The organism is Streptomyces sp. NPDC104581, from assembly GCF_055583685.1.
This window is the reverse complement of sequence record NZ_JBVJNN010000020.1, coordinates 41,220-56,847: the sequence shown is the minus strand read 5'-3', so window position 1 is coordinate 56,847 and position 15,628 is coordinate 41,220. Positions and strand designations below refer to the sequence as shown.

At 72.0% G+C, this 15,628-nt stretch carries 14 protein-coding genes; 5 read left to right on the top strand and 9 right to left on the bottom strand.

The window, feature by feature from the left end:
• Positions 1-21: 21 nt before the first annotated feature.
• The 3 genes from glmS to ACZ61E_RS18235 form a co-directional block, all read right to left on the bottom strand.
• A complete protein-coding gene (gene glmS, locus ACZ61E_RS18245) occupies positions 22-1,851 on the bottom strand; it encodes a glutamine--fructose-6-phosphate transaminase (isomerizing) (RefSeq protein WP_469700634.1) in 1,830 nt (609 codons plus the stop codon).
• A 79-nt stretch (positions 1,852-1,930) separates the two neighbouring features.
• Complete coding sequence (locus ACZ61E_RS18240; RefSeq protein ID WP_078077226.1) at positions 1,931-2,212, bottom strand: hypothetical protein; 282 nt, start codon at positions 2,210-2,212, stop codon at positions 1,931-1,933.
• Between the two features lie 88 nt (positions 2,213-2,300).
• Positions 2,301-3,212 carry a DUF4429 domain-containing protein gene (locus ACZ61E_RS18235; RefSeq protein WP_469700633.1) on the bottom strand — a complete coding sequence of 304 codons (912 nt, stop codon included), beginning with the start codon at positions 3,210-3,212 and terminating at the stop codon, positions 2,301-2,303.
• A 177-nt stretch (positions 3,213-3,389) separates the two neighbouring features.
• On the opposite strand from ACZ61E_RS18235, the gene ACZ61E_RS18230 reads away from it, so the two are divergent.
• The 3 genes from ACZ61E_RS18230 to ACZ61E_RS18220 all read left to right on the top strand — a co-directional run bounded on the left by ACZ61E_RS18230 (position 3,390) and on the right by ACZ61E_RS18220 (position 6,458).
• Positions 3,390-5,147: a beta-N-acetylhexosaminidase gene (locus ACZ61E_RS18230; protein WP_469700632.1), complete on the top strand. Its 1,758-nt coding sequence runs from the start codon at positions 3,390-3,392 to the stop codon at positions 5,145-5,147.
• Positions 5,148-5,311: 164 nt separating this feature from the next.
• Positions 5,312-5,611, top strand: a complete 300-nt coding sequence (locus ACZ61E_RS18225; RefSeq protein WP_469700631.1) for a hypothetical protein — start codon at positions 5,312-5,314, stop codon at positions 5,609-5,611.
• A 154-nt stretch (positions 5,612-5,765) separates the two neighbouring features.
• Positions 5,766-6,458, top strand: coding sequence for a lysophospholipid acyltransferase family protein (locus ACZ61E_RS18220; RefSeq protein WP_469700630.1), 693 nt, complete (start codon positions 5,766-5,768; stop codon positions 6,456-6,458).
• Positions 6,459-6,516: 58 nt separating this feature from the next.
• Here the strand turns inward: ACZ61E_RS18220 and ACZ61E_RS18215 are convergent, their stop codons facing one another.
• The gene (locus ACZ61E_RS18215) at positions 6,517-7,434 is read right to left on the bottom strand and encodes a siderophore-interacting protein (RefSeq protein WP_469700629.1); all 918 of its coding nucleotides are present in this window, start codon (positions 7,432-7,434) and stop codon (positions 6,517-6,519) included.
• A gap of 2 nt (positions 7,435-7,436) precedes the next feature.
• Positions 7,437-8,462 (bottom strand): ABC transporter substrate-binding protein, encoded by a 1,026-nt coding sequence (locus ACZ61E_RS18210; RefSeq protein ID WP_469700628.1) that lies wholly within the window; start codon positions 8,460-8,462, stop codon positions 7,437-7,439.
• 148 nt (positions 8,463-8,610) lie between these two features.
• On the opposite strand from ACZ61E_RS18210, the gene ACZ61E_RS18205 reads away from it, so the two are divergent.
• Positions 8,611-8,988, top strand: a complete 378-nt coding sequence (locus tag ACZ61E_RS18205) for a VOC family protein (RefSeq protein WP_469700627.1) — start codon at positions 8,611-8,613, stop codon at positions 8,986-8,988.
• Positions 8,989-9,038: 50 nt separating this feature from the next.
• Here ACZ61E_RS18205 and ACZ61E_RS18200 read toward each other — a convergent pair whose 3' ends face one another.
• From ACZ61E_RS18200 to ACZ61E_RS18185, 4 genes are read right to left on the bottom strand one after another with little or no spacing between them, the layout of a single operon-like run.
• Positions 9,039-10,193 (bottom strand): acyl-CoA dehydrogenase family protein, encoded by a 1,155-nt coding sequence (locus tag ACZ61E_RS18200; RefSeq protein WP_469700626.1) that lies wholly within the window; start codon positions 10,191-10,193, stop codon positions 9,039-9,041.
• A 2-nt stretch (positions 10,194-10,195) separates the two neighbouring features.
• On the bottom strand, positions 10,196-11,131 hold the full coding sequence (locus ACZ61E_RS18195) for a hydroxymethylglutaryl-CoA lyase (protein ID WP_469700625.1): 936 nt from the start codon (positions 11,129-11,131) through the stop codon (positions 10,196-10,198).
• Positions 11,128-13,242, bottom strand: a complete 2,115-nt coding sequence (locus ACZ61E_RS18190) for an acetyl/propionyl/methylcrotonyl-CoA carboxylase subunit alpha (protein WP_469700705.1) — start codon at positions 13,240-13,242, stop codon at positions 11,128-11,130. Before ACZ61E_RS18190 ends, ACZ61E_RS18195 begins: the two co-directional genes overlap by 4 nt.
• A 40-nt stretch (positions 13,243-13,282) precedes the next feature.
• Positions 13,283-14,914, bottom strand: coding sequence for a carboxyl transferase domain-containing protein (locus ACZ61E_RS18185; protein WP_469700624.1), 1,632 nt, complete (start codon positions 14,912-14,914; stop codon positions 13,283-13,285).
• 88 nt (positions 14,915-15,002) lie between these two features.
• Between ACZ61E_RS18185 and ACZ61E_RS18180 the strand changes: the two genes are divergently transcribed.
• Complete coding sequence (locus tag ACZ61E_RS18180; protein WP_469700623.1) at positions 15,003-15,617, top strand: SACE_7040 family transcriptional regulator; 615 nt, start codon at positions 15,003-15,005, stop codon at positions 15,615-15,617.
• Positions 15,618-15,628 lie beyond the last annotated feature (11 nt).

Sequence of the window (15,628 nt, the reverse complement as noted above, 5' to 3'; positions counted from 1 at the left end):
CCGCTCCGCGGCGCCGGGTTGCTACTCCACCGTCACGGACTTCGCGAGGTTGCGCGGCTTGTCGATGTCCCGTCCCAGCGCCAGCGCCGTGTGATAGGCCAGCAGTTGCAGCGGAATCCCCATCAGGATCGGGTCCAGCTCGGTCTCGTTCTTCGGCACCACGATCGTCTGGTCGGCCTTCGGCTGCTCCTGGTGCGCGACCGCCAGGATCCGGCCGCTGCGCGCCTTGATCTCCTCCAGTGCCGCGCGGTTCTTCTCCAGCAGGTCGTCGTCCGGCACGATCGCCACCGTCGGCAGCGCCGGCTCGATGAGCGCGAGCGGTCCGTGCTTCAGCTCGGAGGCCGGATACGCCTCGGCGTGGATGTACGAGATCTCCTTGAGCTTCAGCGAAGCCTCCAGGGCCACCGGATAGCCGCGTACCCTGCCGATGAACATCATCGACTTCGCGTCCGCGTACTCCTCCGCCACCTTCTTGATCTCGGCCTCGGACCCGAGGATCTCCTCGATCTGGGCGGGCAGCCTGCGCAGCCCCTCGATGATCCGCTTGCCGTCGGCGACCGACAGGTCGCGGATCCGGCCCAGGTGCAGGGCCAGCAGCGCGAACGACACCACCGTGTTGGTGAAGCACTTCGTGGAGACGACACAGACCTCGGGGCCCGCGTGCACGTACACACCGCCGTCGGTCTCGCGGGCGATCGCCGAGCCGACGACGTTGACCACGCCGAGCACCCGCGCGCCCTTGCGCTTGAGCTCCTGCACGGCGGCCAGGACGTCGTACGTCTCGCCCGACTGCGACACGGCGATGTAGAGCGTGTCGGGGTCCACGACGGGGTTGCGGTAGCGGAACTCGGACGCGGGCTCGGCGTCCGCCGGGATCCGCGCCAGCGACTCGATCAGCCCGGCGCCGATGAGACCCGCGTGGTACGAGGTCCCGCAGCCGAGGATCTTGATGCGCCGCACCCCGCGCGCCTCCCGCGCGTCCAGATTGAGGCCGCCCAGGTGCACGGTGGAGAACCGGTCGTCGATCCGGCCGCGCAGCACCCGGTCCACGGCGTCGGCCTGCTCGGAGATCTCCTTGTGCATGTACGTGTCGTGGCCGCCCATGTCGTACGACTCGGCCTCCCACTCCACGGTGGTCGGCGTGGCCGAGGTGCGCGAGCCCTCGGTGGTGTACGTACGGAAGTCGTCGGCCTTGATGGTGGCCATCTCGCCGTCGTCCAGCGTGACGACCTGGCGGGTGTGGGAGACCAGCGCGGCGACGTCGGAGGCGACGAACATCTCCTTCTCGCCGATGCCGAGGACGACGGGCGAGCCGTTGCGGGCGACGACGATGCGGTCCGCGAAGTCGGCGTGCAGCACGGCGATGCCGTACGTGCCCTCCACCAGCTTCAGCGACTGGCGGACCTTCTCCTCCAGCGTCTCGGCCTGCGAGCGCGCGATCAGATGGGTCAGGACCTCGGTGTCGGTCTCGGAGAGGAACACCACACCGTCCGCCTCCAGCTTCACGCGCAGCTCGGTGGCGTTGTCGATGATGCCGTTGTGGACGAGGGCGACCTTGTTCTCGGGGTCGATGTGCGGGTGCGCGTTCTCGTCGCTCGGGGCGCCGTGGGTGGCCCAGCGGGTGTGGGCGATACCGGTGGTGCCGGCGAAGCGCTTGGGCACCCGGGACTCCAGCTCGCGGACGCGGCCCTTGGCCTTGACCATCTTCAGGGCCGCGGGCTTGCCCGCGGCCGCCTTGCCGGTGATGACCAGGCCCGCGGAGTCGTAACCCCGGTACTCCAGCCGCTGCAAGCCCTCCAGCAGCAGTGGAGCGACGTCACGCCTTCCGATGTAACCGACGATCCCGCACATATCAGTCTCTGCCCCTCCGTCGATGCGTCAGTGTCCTGTGGTGCCCATGAGGCGCCGATCCGGCGGCCCCACGGCGTGCTCAGCCGTAGACGATGCGCCGGAGCTGTCTGAGGGACAGCTCCGGCGGCGCCACCGCGCGGTGCGGCAGCTCGGCCGCGATCCGCTCGAAGATCTCCGGGTTCTGCGCGCCGCCGCCCTGGAGCTCGCGGTGCCTGCGCCGGACGAACTCCTCGGTGGTCTCGTCGAAGTACGCCAGGACGTCCAGGACCACCCGGGCAGCCTCCCCGCGCGGGAGCGCGGTGCTGCGGACCAGATGGTCGACGAGGTCGTCGTGGGACGAGGGTGAACGGCGTTCGAGCACCCGTAGATACTGCGGGCGAATCAGACTCTTTGCAAGAATCCTGCCCGATATCGGGCAGGAGGGCTCATGATCTCCGCCGGAAGGGTCTTCAGAGACGCTTCAGTACGGCCTGCTTCGCGGTCGTGAACTCTTCCGCCGTCAGGATCCCGGCCTGGTGCAGCTCACCCAGCTCCCGCAGCCTGCGCAGCAGCGCGTCGTGATCGTCACCGCTCGCCGGGGCGGGAGCGGTCGCGGATGCCGGCGCGGGGACGGCGTCGGCGGGCCCGGGCGTCTTGGCCAGGAGGGCGGGCGCGGCGGCTCCCGCGTTCGGGTGCGGCAGCCGGGCGACCACGGCGGCGGCCACCAGCGCCATCAGCGGGTCCTTGCGGAAGCCGTACAGCTCCACGGCGTGCGGGTCGTGCTTGGGCGCCGGCGAATTGCCCCTGCCGACCCGGAAGCGCAGGAAGCCGTTCTCCATACCGGCGCTCGGCCGCCACTCCACCCCCTCCACGTCGCCGAGCGAGAGCGTGGTGGTGCCCCGCGAGGACTTCGACTCCTCGGTCTTCCAGTTCCACTCCAGCCGGATCTCCTCCCCGTCGAAGGTCGCCGTCCCGTCGCCCGCGCCCATCGTGATCGGCACGGCGGGGCCGGGCAGCAGATAGCGATCGGTGGGACCCGTGTCGACCTCGTCGAGCAGCAGCGAGTTGCGCACCTCGTCGACGAAGTACTCGGCGACACCCGCGCGGTCCTTCTCCACCGTCAGCAGGTACGGGTCGGAGCCGTCGTCCAGCTTGCCCCCGGCGACCCTCGTGAGCGGGTCGGCGCCGTCGCGCAGCCGCAGTCTGAGCCGCCCGGACTTGCGGTCCGGCTCGAAGGTGACACCCGCCAACGCCCGCAGCGGCACTGCGACTTCACCGAGTGACTTGCGCAGCGGACTCACGCGCTTGCCGCTCCCGGGCACTATGCGGACCGTCTCGCCGTCGAAGGTCCAGGTGCCGTCCGTCTGGATGATTTCCGCCATGCGCCGATTCTTCCATCGACGCCCGGGAGGTGGCCCGCCCTTGACCGCCGACGGGGCGCCGGGTTCCGATGGGGTCGTTCGGTTGCTCCGCACCACAGTCCTGAATTCCCTGAAGGGGCCTTGCCTGTGAGACAGCACGGAACGTCCCCCACATCCCCCACATCCCCCACAACTCCCGTGTCCCGGGCCTTCTCCGCGTCACACCCGCCCGCCGCGCGCCGGCCCGCGTCCCGCCGGCTGCGCGCGCCGCTCCTCGTCGCCGTCGCCCTCTTCTCCTGCGTGGCCGCATCCGGCGGAGTCGCCGCCGCGGACCCCGGAGACGGGGGCGGCGGCGGTGTGGGCGGTGGCGGTGGCGGTGGCGGCGGTGGTGGCTGGCGTACGGCGGCCGGTGCCGCCGAGTCCGCCCGCCCGCTCGGCGACGTCGTCCCCGCGCCCGCCTCGGTGCGGCCGGGCGGGACGGCGTACTCCCTCACCGGCTCGACCCGTATCCGGGTCGACGGCTCCCGCGAGGTGCGGAGCGTCGGCACCTATCTGGCGGGGCTGCTGAGGCCCGCCACCGGCTACGACCTGCGGATCACCGACGACCGCCCCGGCCGCGGTGCCCGCGGTGCCCGCGGTGACGACGGGATCCGGCTGCGGCTGGTGTCCGGCGACCGGGAGCGCGCGCTCGGCGACGAGGGCTACCGGCTGGAGTCGGACCGGGACGGTGTCACCCTCACCGCCCGCGAGCCCGCCGGGCTCTTCCACGGCGTCCAGACCCTGCGGCAGCTCCTGCCGGCCGCCGTGGAGCGCGACAGCCGGCAGCGCGGCCCCTGGAGGATCGCGGGCGGCACGATCACGGACAAGCCGCGCTACGCCTACCGGGGCGCGATGCTCGACGTCTCACGGCACTTCTTCACCGTCGACCAAGTCAAGCGCTACATCGACCAGTTGGCCCTCTACAAGATCAACACGCTGCATCTGCACCTCTCCGACGACCAGGGCTGGCGCATCGCGATCGACTCCTGGCCGCGCCTGGCCACCCACGGCGGTTCGACACAGGTGGGCGGCGGCCCCGGCGGGTACTACACCAAGGCCCAGTACCGCGAGCTGGTGCGCTACGCCACGTCCCGCCATCTCGAAGTCGTCCCGGAGATCGACATGCCGGGCCACACGAACGCGGCGCTCGCCTCGTACGCGGAGCTGAACTGCGACGGTGTCGCCCCGCCGCTCTACACCGGCACCGCCGTCGGCTTCAGCTCATTGTGCGCGTCCAAGGAGATCACGTACGACTTCGTGGACGACGTGGTGCGCGAGCTGGCCGAGCTGACGCCCGGCAGGTATCTGCACATCGGCGGCGACGAGGCGCACTCCACCAGCCACGAGGACTATGTGGAGTTCATGCGGCGGACGCAGGAGGTGGTGGGCACGTACGGCAAGAAGGTGGTCGGCTGGCACCAGCTCACGGGCGCCGATCCGGTGCGGGGAGCGGTGGCGCAGTACTGGGGCTACGACGCGACGGGCGCCGCCGAGCGCGCGCAGGTCGCCGAGGCGGCGCAGGGTGGCACAGAGCTGATCCTCTCGCCCGCCGACCGGGTCTATCTGGACATGAAGTACGACCGGAACACCCAACTGGGCCAGTCCTGGGCCGGGTTGGTGGAGGTGAACCGCTCCTACGACTGGGACCCGGCGACCTATCTCGCCGACGCGGGGGTCGCCCCGGGCGCGGTGCTGGGAGTCGAGGCGCCGCTCTGGTCGGAGACCCTGTCGACCAGCGACCACATCGAGGAAATGGCGTTCCCGAGGCTGCCGGGCGTCGCGGAGATCGGCTGGTCGCCGCAGTCGGCGCGGGACTGGGACACGTACAAGCACCGGCTCGCGGCGCAGGGCCCGCGGCTGACGGCGCTGGGCATCGACTACTACCGCTCACCGGTGGTGCCGTGGCCGGAGGGGTGAGCGGGGCCGTCCGTACGCGCGCCGGACGAACGCGCCGGGGGTCGTGAACCGGACGGCAGCGAACACGCTCGTGGAGGCGGGCGCCCGTGTGGGATCCTGTGTTCTCGCGCGGGCGCCCGGACAGCGTGCCGGACGGGGCGCCGGGTCTCGATAGGGTGCGGCGCATGTCTGTGAACATTCATCTCTCCCTCCGGGTGGACAAGCTCGAATCCCTCGCACAGGCCGAGAGGGTCAAGGCGGCGCTCGCGGAGGTCCTGCGGGAGCACTCGATCGAGCAGGACGTGCGGCTCCGGAAGTTCCGGGAGCCGATATCGGTGAAGGTGACGACGGGCAGATGGCCGTTGATCATCCGGGGTTTCGGGGTGTGGAGCACCACTTTCGAGCGCGACGTCACGGCGGCCGTCCACGGCGTCGTGCCGTCGGCCGCGATCGATCTGGAGTGGGGCTACCCGGACGAGGAATGAACGCGGGCGTGCGGCGGGCGGGTTGGCGGCGGGCCGGGACGGAGCCGCGGTTGAGTACGCGTACTCACGCCGCCGCCCGCGCTCCCGGCGACCATGAGAAGCCACCGCACGCGTGGTCCATGAACCCGTCCACCACGGAGCCCGGAGGCCCCTCATGCTCAGCCGTACAGCCGCCGCACTGGTGCCGTTCTTCGGCCGCCTCACGGTCACGCTGGACGGGGCCGCCGAACTGGCGCCCGGGAGCATCGTCGCCGCGAACCACACCTCGCTCAGCGACCCGGCGATCGTGCTCGCCGCGCTCCACCGGCTGGGCGTGGAGCCGGTCGTGATGGCCGCCGCCGGGCTGTGGCGCGTACCGTTCCTCGGCCGCGCGCTCGCCCATGACGGGCACATTCCCGTCCGCCGCGCCGACCCGGGGGCCGCCGCCTGCCTGGAGGACGCCGCCGCCGCGCTGGCGCGCGGCCGGCTCGTCGTCATCTACGGCGAGGGCGGCATACCGGACTTCGAGTCCGCCACCGAGACGCCTCCCCACCCGTTCCGCAGCGGCCTCGCCCGCCTCGCCGCCGCCACCGGCGCGCCGGTGGTGCCTCTCGGGCAGAGGGGGGCCCGGAGCATCATGTCGGGCAGCGGGCCGGGGCAGTTCACGAGCCTGGCGAGCGCGCCGCTGCGCCGCCCGGAGCTGCGCGTGCACATCGGCGCCCCGGTGCGGCTGACGGGCGATCTGCCGACGGCGACGGCCCGGGCCCGCGCCGCGGTCACCGCCGCGTGGCTGACCGCGGGCGGCCACGCCGTGACGCCGTCCGCCCCGGCCCCGGTTCCGGTTCCGGCGGTCGAGGCGGCTGCCTGACGACGGCCGTACGCGTCCCGTACTCGGCTGCGGATGATCCGCACGACTCGGACCGGCCCTACCCGGTCTTCGCCGCTTCCTCCCGCAACTGCTCCTCGCTCAGCCCCCGGCGCCAGTAGCCCACGAACGTGACGTGCCCGCGGTCCAGCCGCCGCTCCCGTACGAGATGACGCCGCAGTTCCTTCACCGTCCCCGCCTCGCCCGCGAGCCACGCGTACGGTGTGGCGCCGGGCAGTTCGGCGGCGCGCACCGACTCCAGGGCCGAGGGCGCGTTCTCGTCGCGCGCCAGCCAGTGGACGGTCGCGTCCGCCTCCGTCGGCAGCTCCATGCGGTCGGCCGCGAACGGCACGTCGAGCCAGACCCGCGCCCTCGTCCCGGCGGGCAGCCACTTCAGGACGGCGGCGGCCGCGGGCAGCGACGTCTCGTCGGCCCAGATCAGCACGGAGTCCGTACCGGCCGGGGGCCGGAAGCGGACCCCCGTGTTGTCGGCGGCCGCCGGTCCGAGGACCAGCACGCGGTCGCCGGGCGTCGCGGCCTCCGCCCAGCGGCAGGCCGGTCCGCCGTCGGGGTGCAGGGCGAAGTCGATGTCCAGCTCGTCGGGGTCGTGGCGCTGTTCGCGCGCCGTGTACGAGCGCATCACCGCGCGCACGTCCTCGGGCAGCGCCCGCCAGGCCGCCCACCAGCCCTCGCCCTCCTCCACCGGGACCACGGGCGCCGGCTGCCCCGGCCTCGGCAGGAAGAGGGACAGGCTCTGGTCGCGCCCGCCGGCGGCGAAGCCCGTGAGCCCCGCGCCGCCGGTCGCGTTGCCGGGGCTCGTGTCGCCGCCGAACGTGACGCGTACCAGGGACGGGCCGAGACGGCGGGTCCGTACGACCTGGAGGGCGAAGAAGCGGAACGGGGCGGTGCCGGCCGCCGCCGTCCCGGGGCCCGCGGGCCTGCCGGGCGTCGCGGGTGTCCCTGGCGTCGCGCTGGTCACGGTCAGGCGACCTTCCTGGCCTTCTCGATGGCGTCGGCGAGATCCTCCAGGATCGGCGCGCACTTGTCGTACGAGTAGATGGGCTCCGTCACCCGGGGGACCACCTGGCCCGCCTCGACCGCGGGCAGCCGCGCCCAGGTCGGCTTCGACGTCAGGGCCCCGGGCTGGAGGGCGGAGGAACGGTTGTCCATCATGATGATGTCGGCCGGGTACTTGTCGACGTTCTCCCAGCTCAACTCCTCGAAGAAGCCCTGCGCGTTCACCTTCGGCTCGACGAACCGCACGCCCAGCTCCTGGAGGTAGAGCGTGTCGGCGGACATCTTGGCGAGGGAGACGTAGAACAGGTCCTGGCTGGCCGAGCCGATCATCACCTTGATGTCCGGCTTGGACTTCGCCGCCGCCCGCAGCCGGCCCGCGGCCTTCTCGAACCGCGCCTTGGCGTCCGTCACCTTCTTCGCCCCGAGGTCCGCGCCCAGGGACTCGGCGAGGTCCGCGTGGCGCTGGATCGCCTTGGGGACGGTGGTCTCGGCCGCCAGGAGCGCCACGCTCGGAGCCAGCTTGAGGATCTTGTCCTTGGACTGCTCGGGGACGTACCAGAGTTCACCCTCGACCCACTGGGTGGTCACGAGCAGGTCCGGGGCGAGAGCCGCGTACTTCTCGACGTTGAACTCGCCCCAGACGTTGCCGAGTATCTCGACCTTGGTGACATCGAGGTCGCCCGCCTGGATGTCCGGCTCGCCGCCCTTGGTGGTGGTCGGCCCGAAGACGCCCTTGACCTCGATCCCGTAGTCGTGGAGCGCGGCGGCGGTGCCGGTGAAGGCGACGATGTTCTTCGGGACGCTGCCGGCCTCCGCCGTCTCGCCGCGGTCGTCCTTGAAGGACCAGGGACCCGCCTTCGCGTCACCGCCCGCGTCCGTACTCTTGTCGTCGCCGCTTCCGCAGGCGGCGAGCGCGACACCGAGACCGACGGCGCCGCCGGCGGCGAGCACGCCGCGGCGGCTGAGGGGCGAATGCAGGGCGTTGGGCATGTCGGTGTCGCTTTCGTACGCGCCGAGGTCCGGCCGATGGGCAGTTCAGGTAGGTTAGCCTAACCTTTCTTACCTTTGCGTACGGGGTGGGTGTCCGAGGTCCGGGGCACAGTGGGGGAGTCGGTCCACCTCTCCCAGGGAGTCAGCGATGTCGATCCGCCGCGTCGTGCCCAACATCCAGGTGCAGCCCGAAGGGCTGGCCCGGAGCCGGGAGTTCTACGGTCTGCTCGGCTTCGAGGAGGTCATGAACCTGGGCTGGATCATGACCCTCGCCCCACCGTCCGACCCCACCGCCCAGGTGAGCTTCCTGACGCGGGACGAGACGGGGCCGGTGGTCCCGGACATCAGCGTGGAGGTGGACGACGTGGACGCGGCGTACGCCGTCGTACGGGCGAGCGGCGCGGAGATCGTCCACCCCCTGCGCGACGAGGAGTGGGGCGTCCGCCGCTTCTTCGTACGGGACCCGGCCGGCCGGGTCGTGAACGTGCTGGAGCACGGGCAGCCCGCTGACCGCGCCGTCTCATGACGCGGCCGGCCGGGAGCGCGCCCCCGGCCGGCCCACGTCCCGACGGGTCCTTACAGGCCCAGCTCCCGTGCGATCAGCATCCGCTGGACCTCGCTCGTGCCCTCGCCGATCTCCAGGATCTTGGAGTCGCGCCACATCCTGGCCACCGGGTACTCGTTCATGAAGCCGTAGCCGCCGTGGATCTGGGTGGCCTCGCGGGCGTTGTCCACCGCCACCGTCGAGGAGTAGAGCTTCGCCAGCGCGGCCTCCTTCTTGAAGGGCTCGCCGTGCACCAGCCGGGAGGCCGCGTCGCGCCAGCCGAGGCGGGCCATGTGGGCCCGCGTCTCCATGTCGGCGATCTTGAACTGGATGGCCTGGTTCGCGCTGATCGGCCGGCCGAAGGCGTGGCGCTCCTTCGCGTACTTCACCGACTCGTCCACGCAGCCCTGCGCCAGCCCCGTGGCCAGCGCGGAGATCGCGATGCGGCCCTCGTCCAGGATGCGGAGGAACTGGGCGTACCCGCGGCCTTCTTCGCCCACCAGGTTCGCCAGCGGCACCCGGACGTCGGAGAAGGAGAGTTCACGGGTGTCCGACGCGTTCCAGCCGACCTTCGAGTACGGGGCCGCGACCGTGAAGCCGGGGGTGCCGGACGGGACGATGATCGAGGAGATCTCCGGCCTGCTGTCCTCCTTGCGGCCGGTGACGGCCGTGACCGTGACCAGTCCGGTGATGTCCGTGCCCGAGTTGGTGATGAAGCACTTCGAGCCGTTGATGACCCACTCGTCGCCGTCCCGGACGGCGGTGGTGCGCGTGCCGCCCGCGTCCGATCCGGCCTCGGGCTCGGTGAGGCCGAAGGCGCCGAGGACCTCGCCCGAGCACAGGCGCGGCAGCCACTCCCGCTTCTGCTCCTCCGTACCGAAGAGGTGCAGCGGCATCGCGCCCAGGGAGACGCCCGCTTCGAGGGTGATGGCCACCGAGGAGTCGACACGGGCCAGCTCCTCCAGGGCGATGCCGAGCGCCATGTAGTCGCCGCCCATGCCGCCGTACTCCTCCGGGAAGGGCAGGCCGAACAGGCCCATCCGGCCCATCTCGCGCACGATCTCGTACGGGAACTCGTGCCGCTCGTAGAAGTCGCCGATCTTGGGCGCGACGACGTCCTGTGCGAACGCCTCGACGGTACGGCGCAGTTCGTCGTGCTCGGGTGAGAGCCGGTGGTTCAGGGGCATGGCTAGGACTCCTTGTGGGAGAGGGCGCTGACGGTGCGGGAGGGGCTGGGTCGCCCCAGTTGTCCGGCCATCCACACGCTGGTGGCGGTGAGGAGGCCGAGGTCGACCCCGGTGTCGATACCGAGGCCCTGCAACATCCACAGGAGGTCTTCGGTGGCGAGATTCCCGGTGGCGCTCTTGGCGTAGGGGCAGCCGCCGAGGCCGCCCGCCGACGCGTCCACGGTGGTCACCCCGTGCTGGAGCGCGGCGAAGGTGTTGGCGAGCGCCTGGCCGTAGGTGTCGTGGAAGTGCACGCCGACCCTCGACAGGTGCACGCCCTCCTCGATCAGGGTGGCGAGCAGGCTCTGCACATGGCCGGGGGTGGCCACGCCGATCGTGTCGCCGAGGCTCACCTCGTCGCAGCCCATGTCGACGAGTGTCCTGACGAGGCGGGCGACCTGGTCGACGGGGACGGGGCCCTCCCACGGGTCGCCGAAGCACATCGACAGATAGCCCCGGACATGGAGCCGTTCGTCGCGGGCGCGGGCCACGACCGGCTCGAACATGGCGAGCGACTCGTCCAGCGTGCGGTTCAGATTGGCCTTGGCGAACGACTCGGTCGCGCTGGCGAAGACGGCCACCTGACGGACGCCGAGGGCCAGCGCCCGGTCCAGGCCCCGGTCGTTCGGGACGAGGGCGGGCAGCCGTACGTCCTCCAGATCGCGCACCATCGGGAACAGCCGCTCGGCGTCGGCCAGTTGGGGCACCCAGTCGGGGTGGACGAAGCTCGTCGCCTCGATGGTGGTGAGTCCGGCGGCGGCGAGGCGGTGGATGAACTCCGCCTTGATCTCGGTCGGGACGATCGCCGACTCGTTCTGGAGGCCGTCGCGCGCGCCCACCTCGTGGATCCGGATCCGGGTCGGCAGGCCCTCGTCCATGACGGTCATGGGGAGCGTCATTTCTCCTCCTCGGGAGCCGTGGGGACGGCGACGCCGGCCGCCGCGGCGGGGACGGCGGTGACCTCGACGGCGACCGGGCCCGCGGCGGCCGTACCGTCAGCGGCGGTGCTGTCGGTGGCGGTGCTCCCGGTGGGGGTGTTCCCGGTGGGGGCGGCGGGCGCGACCACGGCCAGTACCTGGTCCATGGCGACGGTGGAGCCCGCCGTCACGTCCAGCTCCGTGACTGTCCCGTCGTGCGGGGCCGCGACGACGTGCTCCATCTTCATCGCCTCCACCACCAACAGGCCCTGCCCGGCGACCACTTCGTCCCCGACCGCCACCTTGACGACGGTGACCGTGCCGGGCATCGGGGCCGTGAGCGCGTCGACGCCACCCGCGCCGGCGGCTCCGAGCAGCGCCGCCTCCACCGGATCGTGGTCCTGTACGTGCCAGCTGTCGCCGTCCCTGCCGAGCCAGTCGTCCGCCCGGTGGAAGGTGTGCGTCATCCCGTCCACGGTGACGGTGACCCGGTCGGCCTCCACACGGGACGCGCCGCTGCCGAGCAGCCTGTGGGTGACGGGTTCATGTCCCGGTACGCGCAGATGGTGGGCCACCGGCACGGTCATGCCGCCCATCCGCCACCCGTTCGGTGCGGAGAAGGGATCGGTCCAGCCGCCTCCGGAGCCGCCCTCCGGGGAACGAGCGGGGGCCAGCCCGTGCTCCCGGACCGCCGCCGCCGCTTCGTACACCTCGGCCGGCACCTCCGCCGGCACCAGTGTGTCCGCGTCCCGCTCCACCAGGCCCGTGTCCAGCTCGCCCGCCACCACGGCGGGGTGGGCCAGCAGCCTCCGCAGGAAGCCGGCGTTGGTCGGGACGCCCAGCGTCACCGTCTCCGCCAGGGCCGCCCGGAGCCGGCGCAGCGCCGTCGCGCGGTCCGGGGCGTGCACGATCACCTTCGACAGCATCGGGTCGTACAGGCTCCCGACCTCCGTGCCCTCGCTCAGGCCCGAGTCGGTCCGCACCCCCTCACCCTCCGGCTCGCGCAGCGACAGCACCCGGCCGCCCGCCGGCAGGAAGCCACGCGCGGGGTCCTCCGCGCAGATCCGGGCCTCGATCGCGTGCCCGGTGAGGGTGATGTCCTCCTGGGTGAAGGGAAGCCGCTCACCGGCGGCCACGCGCAGCTGCCACTCGACCAGATCCAGACCGGTGACCAGCTCGGTGACGGGATGCTCCACCTGGAGGCGGGTGTTCATCTCCATGAAGAAGTACGACGCCGGGTCCTCGCCCGGCACGATGAACTCCACCGTGCCCGCGCCCCGGTAGCCGCAGGAGCGCGCCGCCTGCACCGCCGCCTCGCCCATCGCCGCCCGTGTCCTCTCGTCCAGCAGGACGGACGGCGCCTCCTCGATGATCTTCTGGTGGCGGCGCTGCAAGGAGCACTCGCGCTCCCCGAGATGGACCACGTTGCCGTGCCCGTCGGCCAGCACCTGGATCTCGATGTGGCGCGGCCGGTCGATCCACCGCTCGACCAGGAGCGTGTCGTCGCCGAAGGAGGCGCGGGCCTCGCGCCGGGCCGCCGCGATCTCGTCGCGCAGGGCCGACTCCAGGCGGGTGAGCCGCATGCCCTTGCCGCCGCCGCCCGCCGACGGCTTCAGCAGTACCGGCATCCCGATCTCCCTGGCCGCCTCGGCCAGCTGGTCGTCGCTCAGTCCGCTGCCCGAGGAGCCGGGCACCACCGGCACTCCGGCCGCCGCCACGGTCTCCTTGGCGCGGATCTTGTCGCCCATCAGTGAGATGGCGTCGGCGGTCGGGCCGATGAAGACGAGACCGGCGTCCGCGCAGGCCCGCGCGAAGTCCGCGTTCTCCGCGAGGAAGCCGTAGCCGGGGTGGACCGCCTGGGCGCCCGTGCGGGCGGCGGCCTCCAGCAGCCGGTCGCTCACGAGATAGCTCTCGGAGGCGGGCGCCGGGCCGATCCGTACGGCGGTGTCCGCCTCACGTACGTGCCGGGCACCGGCGTCGGCGTCACTGAAGACCGCGACGGAACGGATGCCGAGCGCGCGCAGCGTCCGGATGACGCGCACCGCGATCTCGCCGCGGTTCGCGACGAGGACCGTGTCGAACATGCTGGTCATGGGCTGGGAGGTCCTGATCGTCCTGGTGGTCATCTGTCACTCACATCCGGAAGACGCCGAAGCCGGGGGCGTTGCTGTCCTTCTGGGGAAGCGGGGAGTTGGCGCAGGCCGTCAGCGCCAGACCCACCACCTGACGGGTCTCCAGCGGGTCGATCACCCCGTCGTCCCAGAGCCGCGCCGTCGCGTAGTAGGCGTTGCCCTGCGTCTCGTACTGGGCGCGCACCGGGTCCTTGAACGCCTCTTCCTCCTCGGCGGGCCACTGCTCGCCGCGGCCCTCGATCTGGTCGCGCTTGACCGTCGCCAGCACCGAGGCGGCCTGCTCCCCGCCCATGACCGAGATCTTGGCGTTGGGCCACATCCACAGGAAGCGGGGGGAGTAGGCCCGGCCGCACATCGAGTAGTTGCCCGCCCCGTAGGAACCGCCGACCACGACCGTCAGCTTGGGCACGCGGGCGCACGCCACGGCCGTCACCATCTTCGCGCCGTGCTTGGCGATGCCGCCCGCCTCGTAACTGCGGCCCACCATGAAGCCCGAGATGTTCTGGAGGAAGAGCAGCGGGATGCCGCGCTGGTCGCACAGCTCGATGAAGTGCGCGCCCTTCTGGGCCGATTCGGAGAACAGGATGCCGTTGTTGGCGACGATTCCCACCGGGTGGCCGTGGATCCGGGCGAAGCCCGTCACCAGCGTCGTGCCGAACTCGGACTTGAACTCCGCGAACCGCGAGCCGTCCACCAGCCGGGCGATCACCTCGCGCACGTCGTACGGCGTGCGCGAGTCGACCGGCACCGCCCCGTACAGCCCCGCGGGGTCGACCTTCGGCTCCTCGGCCGGCTCGACCTTCCAGGGCAGCGCCCCGCGCTCGGGGAGAGTCGAGACGATGGTGCGGACGATCCGCAGCGCGTGCGCGTCGTCCTCGGCGAGGTGGTCCGTGACCCCCGACGTACGGGAGTGGACCTCGCCGCCGCCCAGCTCCTCGGCGGTGACGACCTCGCCGGTCGCCGCCTTCACCAGGGGCGGGCCGCCCAGGAAGATCGTGCCCTGGCCGCGGACGATCACGGCCTCGTCGCTCATCGCCGGGACGTACGCGCCGCCCGCCGTGCAGGAGCCGAGCACGGCCGCGATCTGGGGGACGCCGGCGCCGGACATCCGCGCCTGGTTGTAGAAGATCCGGCCGAAGTGGTCACGGTCGGGGAAGACCTCGTCCTGCATCGGCAGGAAGGCGCCGCCCGAGTCCACGAGATAGACGCACGGCAGTCTGTTCTCCAGCGCGACCTCCTGGGCGCGCAGATGCTTCTTCACCGTCATCGGGTAGTACGTGCCGCCCTTGACCGTGGCGTCGTTGGCGACCACGACCACCTCACGGCCGCTGACCCGGCCGATCCCGGCGATCACCCCGGCGGCGGGCGCCTGGCCCCCGTACATGTCCTCCGCCGCCAGCGGGGCCAGCTCCAGGAAGGGCGAGCCCGGGTCCAGCAGGGTGTCCACCCGGTCGCGGGGCAGCAGCTTGCCGCGCGCCACGTGCCGGGCGCGGGACTTCTCTCCGCCGCCGAGCCGGGCGGCGGTGAGCCGGGCGCGCAGAGCCTCGGAGAGCCGCTGATGCGCCGCCTCGTTCACACGCCAGCTCTCGGAGGCCGGGTCCGCGGCGCTCGCCAGCACGGGTGCCTGCTGCATCGATCGAGCTCCCTCGCAGGGTTAATGAGCGTTAACGTATTCTGCTCAGGTTAACGACCGCTAACCCTCCTGTCTAGAATGGTTCTCCATGGGCACCAGGACCGCGGCACCGACGCGCCGCGAGCAGATCCTCAACGAGGCCGCCAGGCTCTTCGCCGAGCGCGGCTTCCACGGCGTGGGCGTCGACGAGATAGGGGCGGCCGTCGGCATCAGCGGGCCGGGCCTCTACCGCCATTTCGCGGGCAAGGACGCCATGCTCGCCGAGCTGCTCGTCGGTATCAGCGGCCGGCTCCTCGACGGCGGCAGGAAGCGGGTGGCGGCCTCCGCCGGAGACCCGGCGGCCGTGCTCGCCTCGCTGATCGACGGCCACATCGACTTCGCGCTGGACGACCGCCCGCTGATCACGCTGCACGACCGTGAACTGGACCGGCTGCGGGACAGCGACCGCAAGCTCGTACGGCAGCTCCAGCGCCAGTACGTGGAGCTGTGGGTCGGTGTCGTCCGCGAGATCCACCGGGACGTTCCCGAGCCGGTCGCGCGCGGCGCCGTGCACGCCGTCTTCGGCCTGCTGAACTCGACACCGCACCTGAGCGCCGACGGGCGCGGCACCCCCCGGCGGGCGGTGGCGGAAACGCTCCTGCGCCGCCTGGCGCACGGCGCGTTCGCCGCCCTCGGTGAGGAGGACGGCGCGCCGGGCGCGTGACGGGCGGTCGC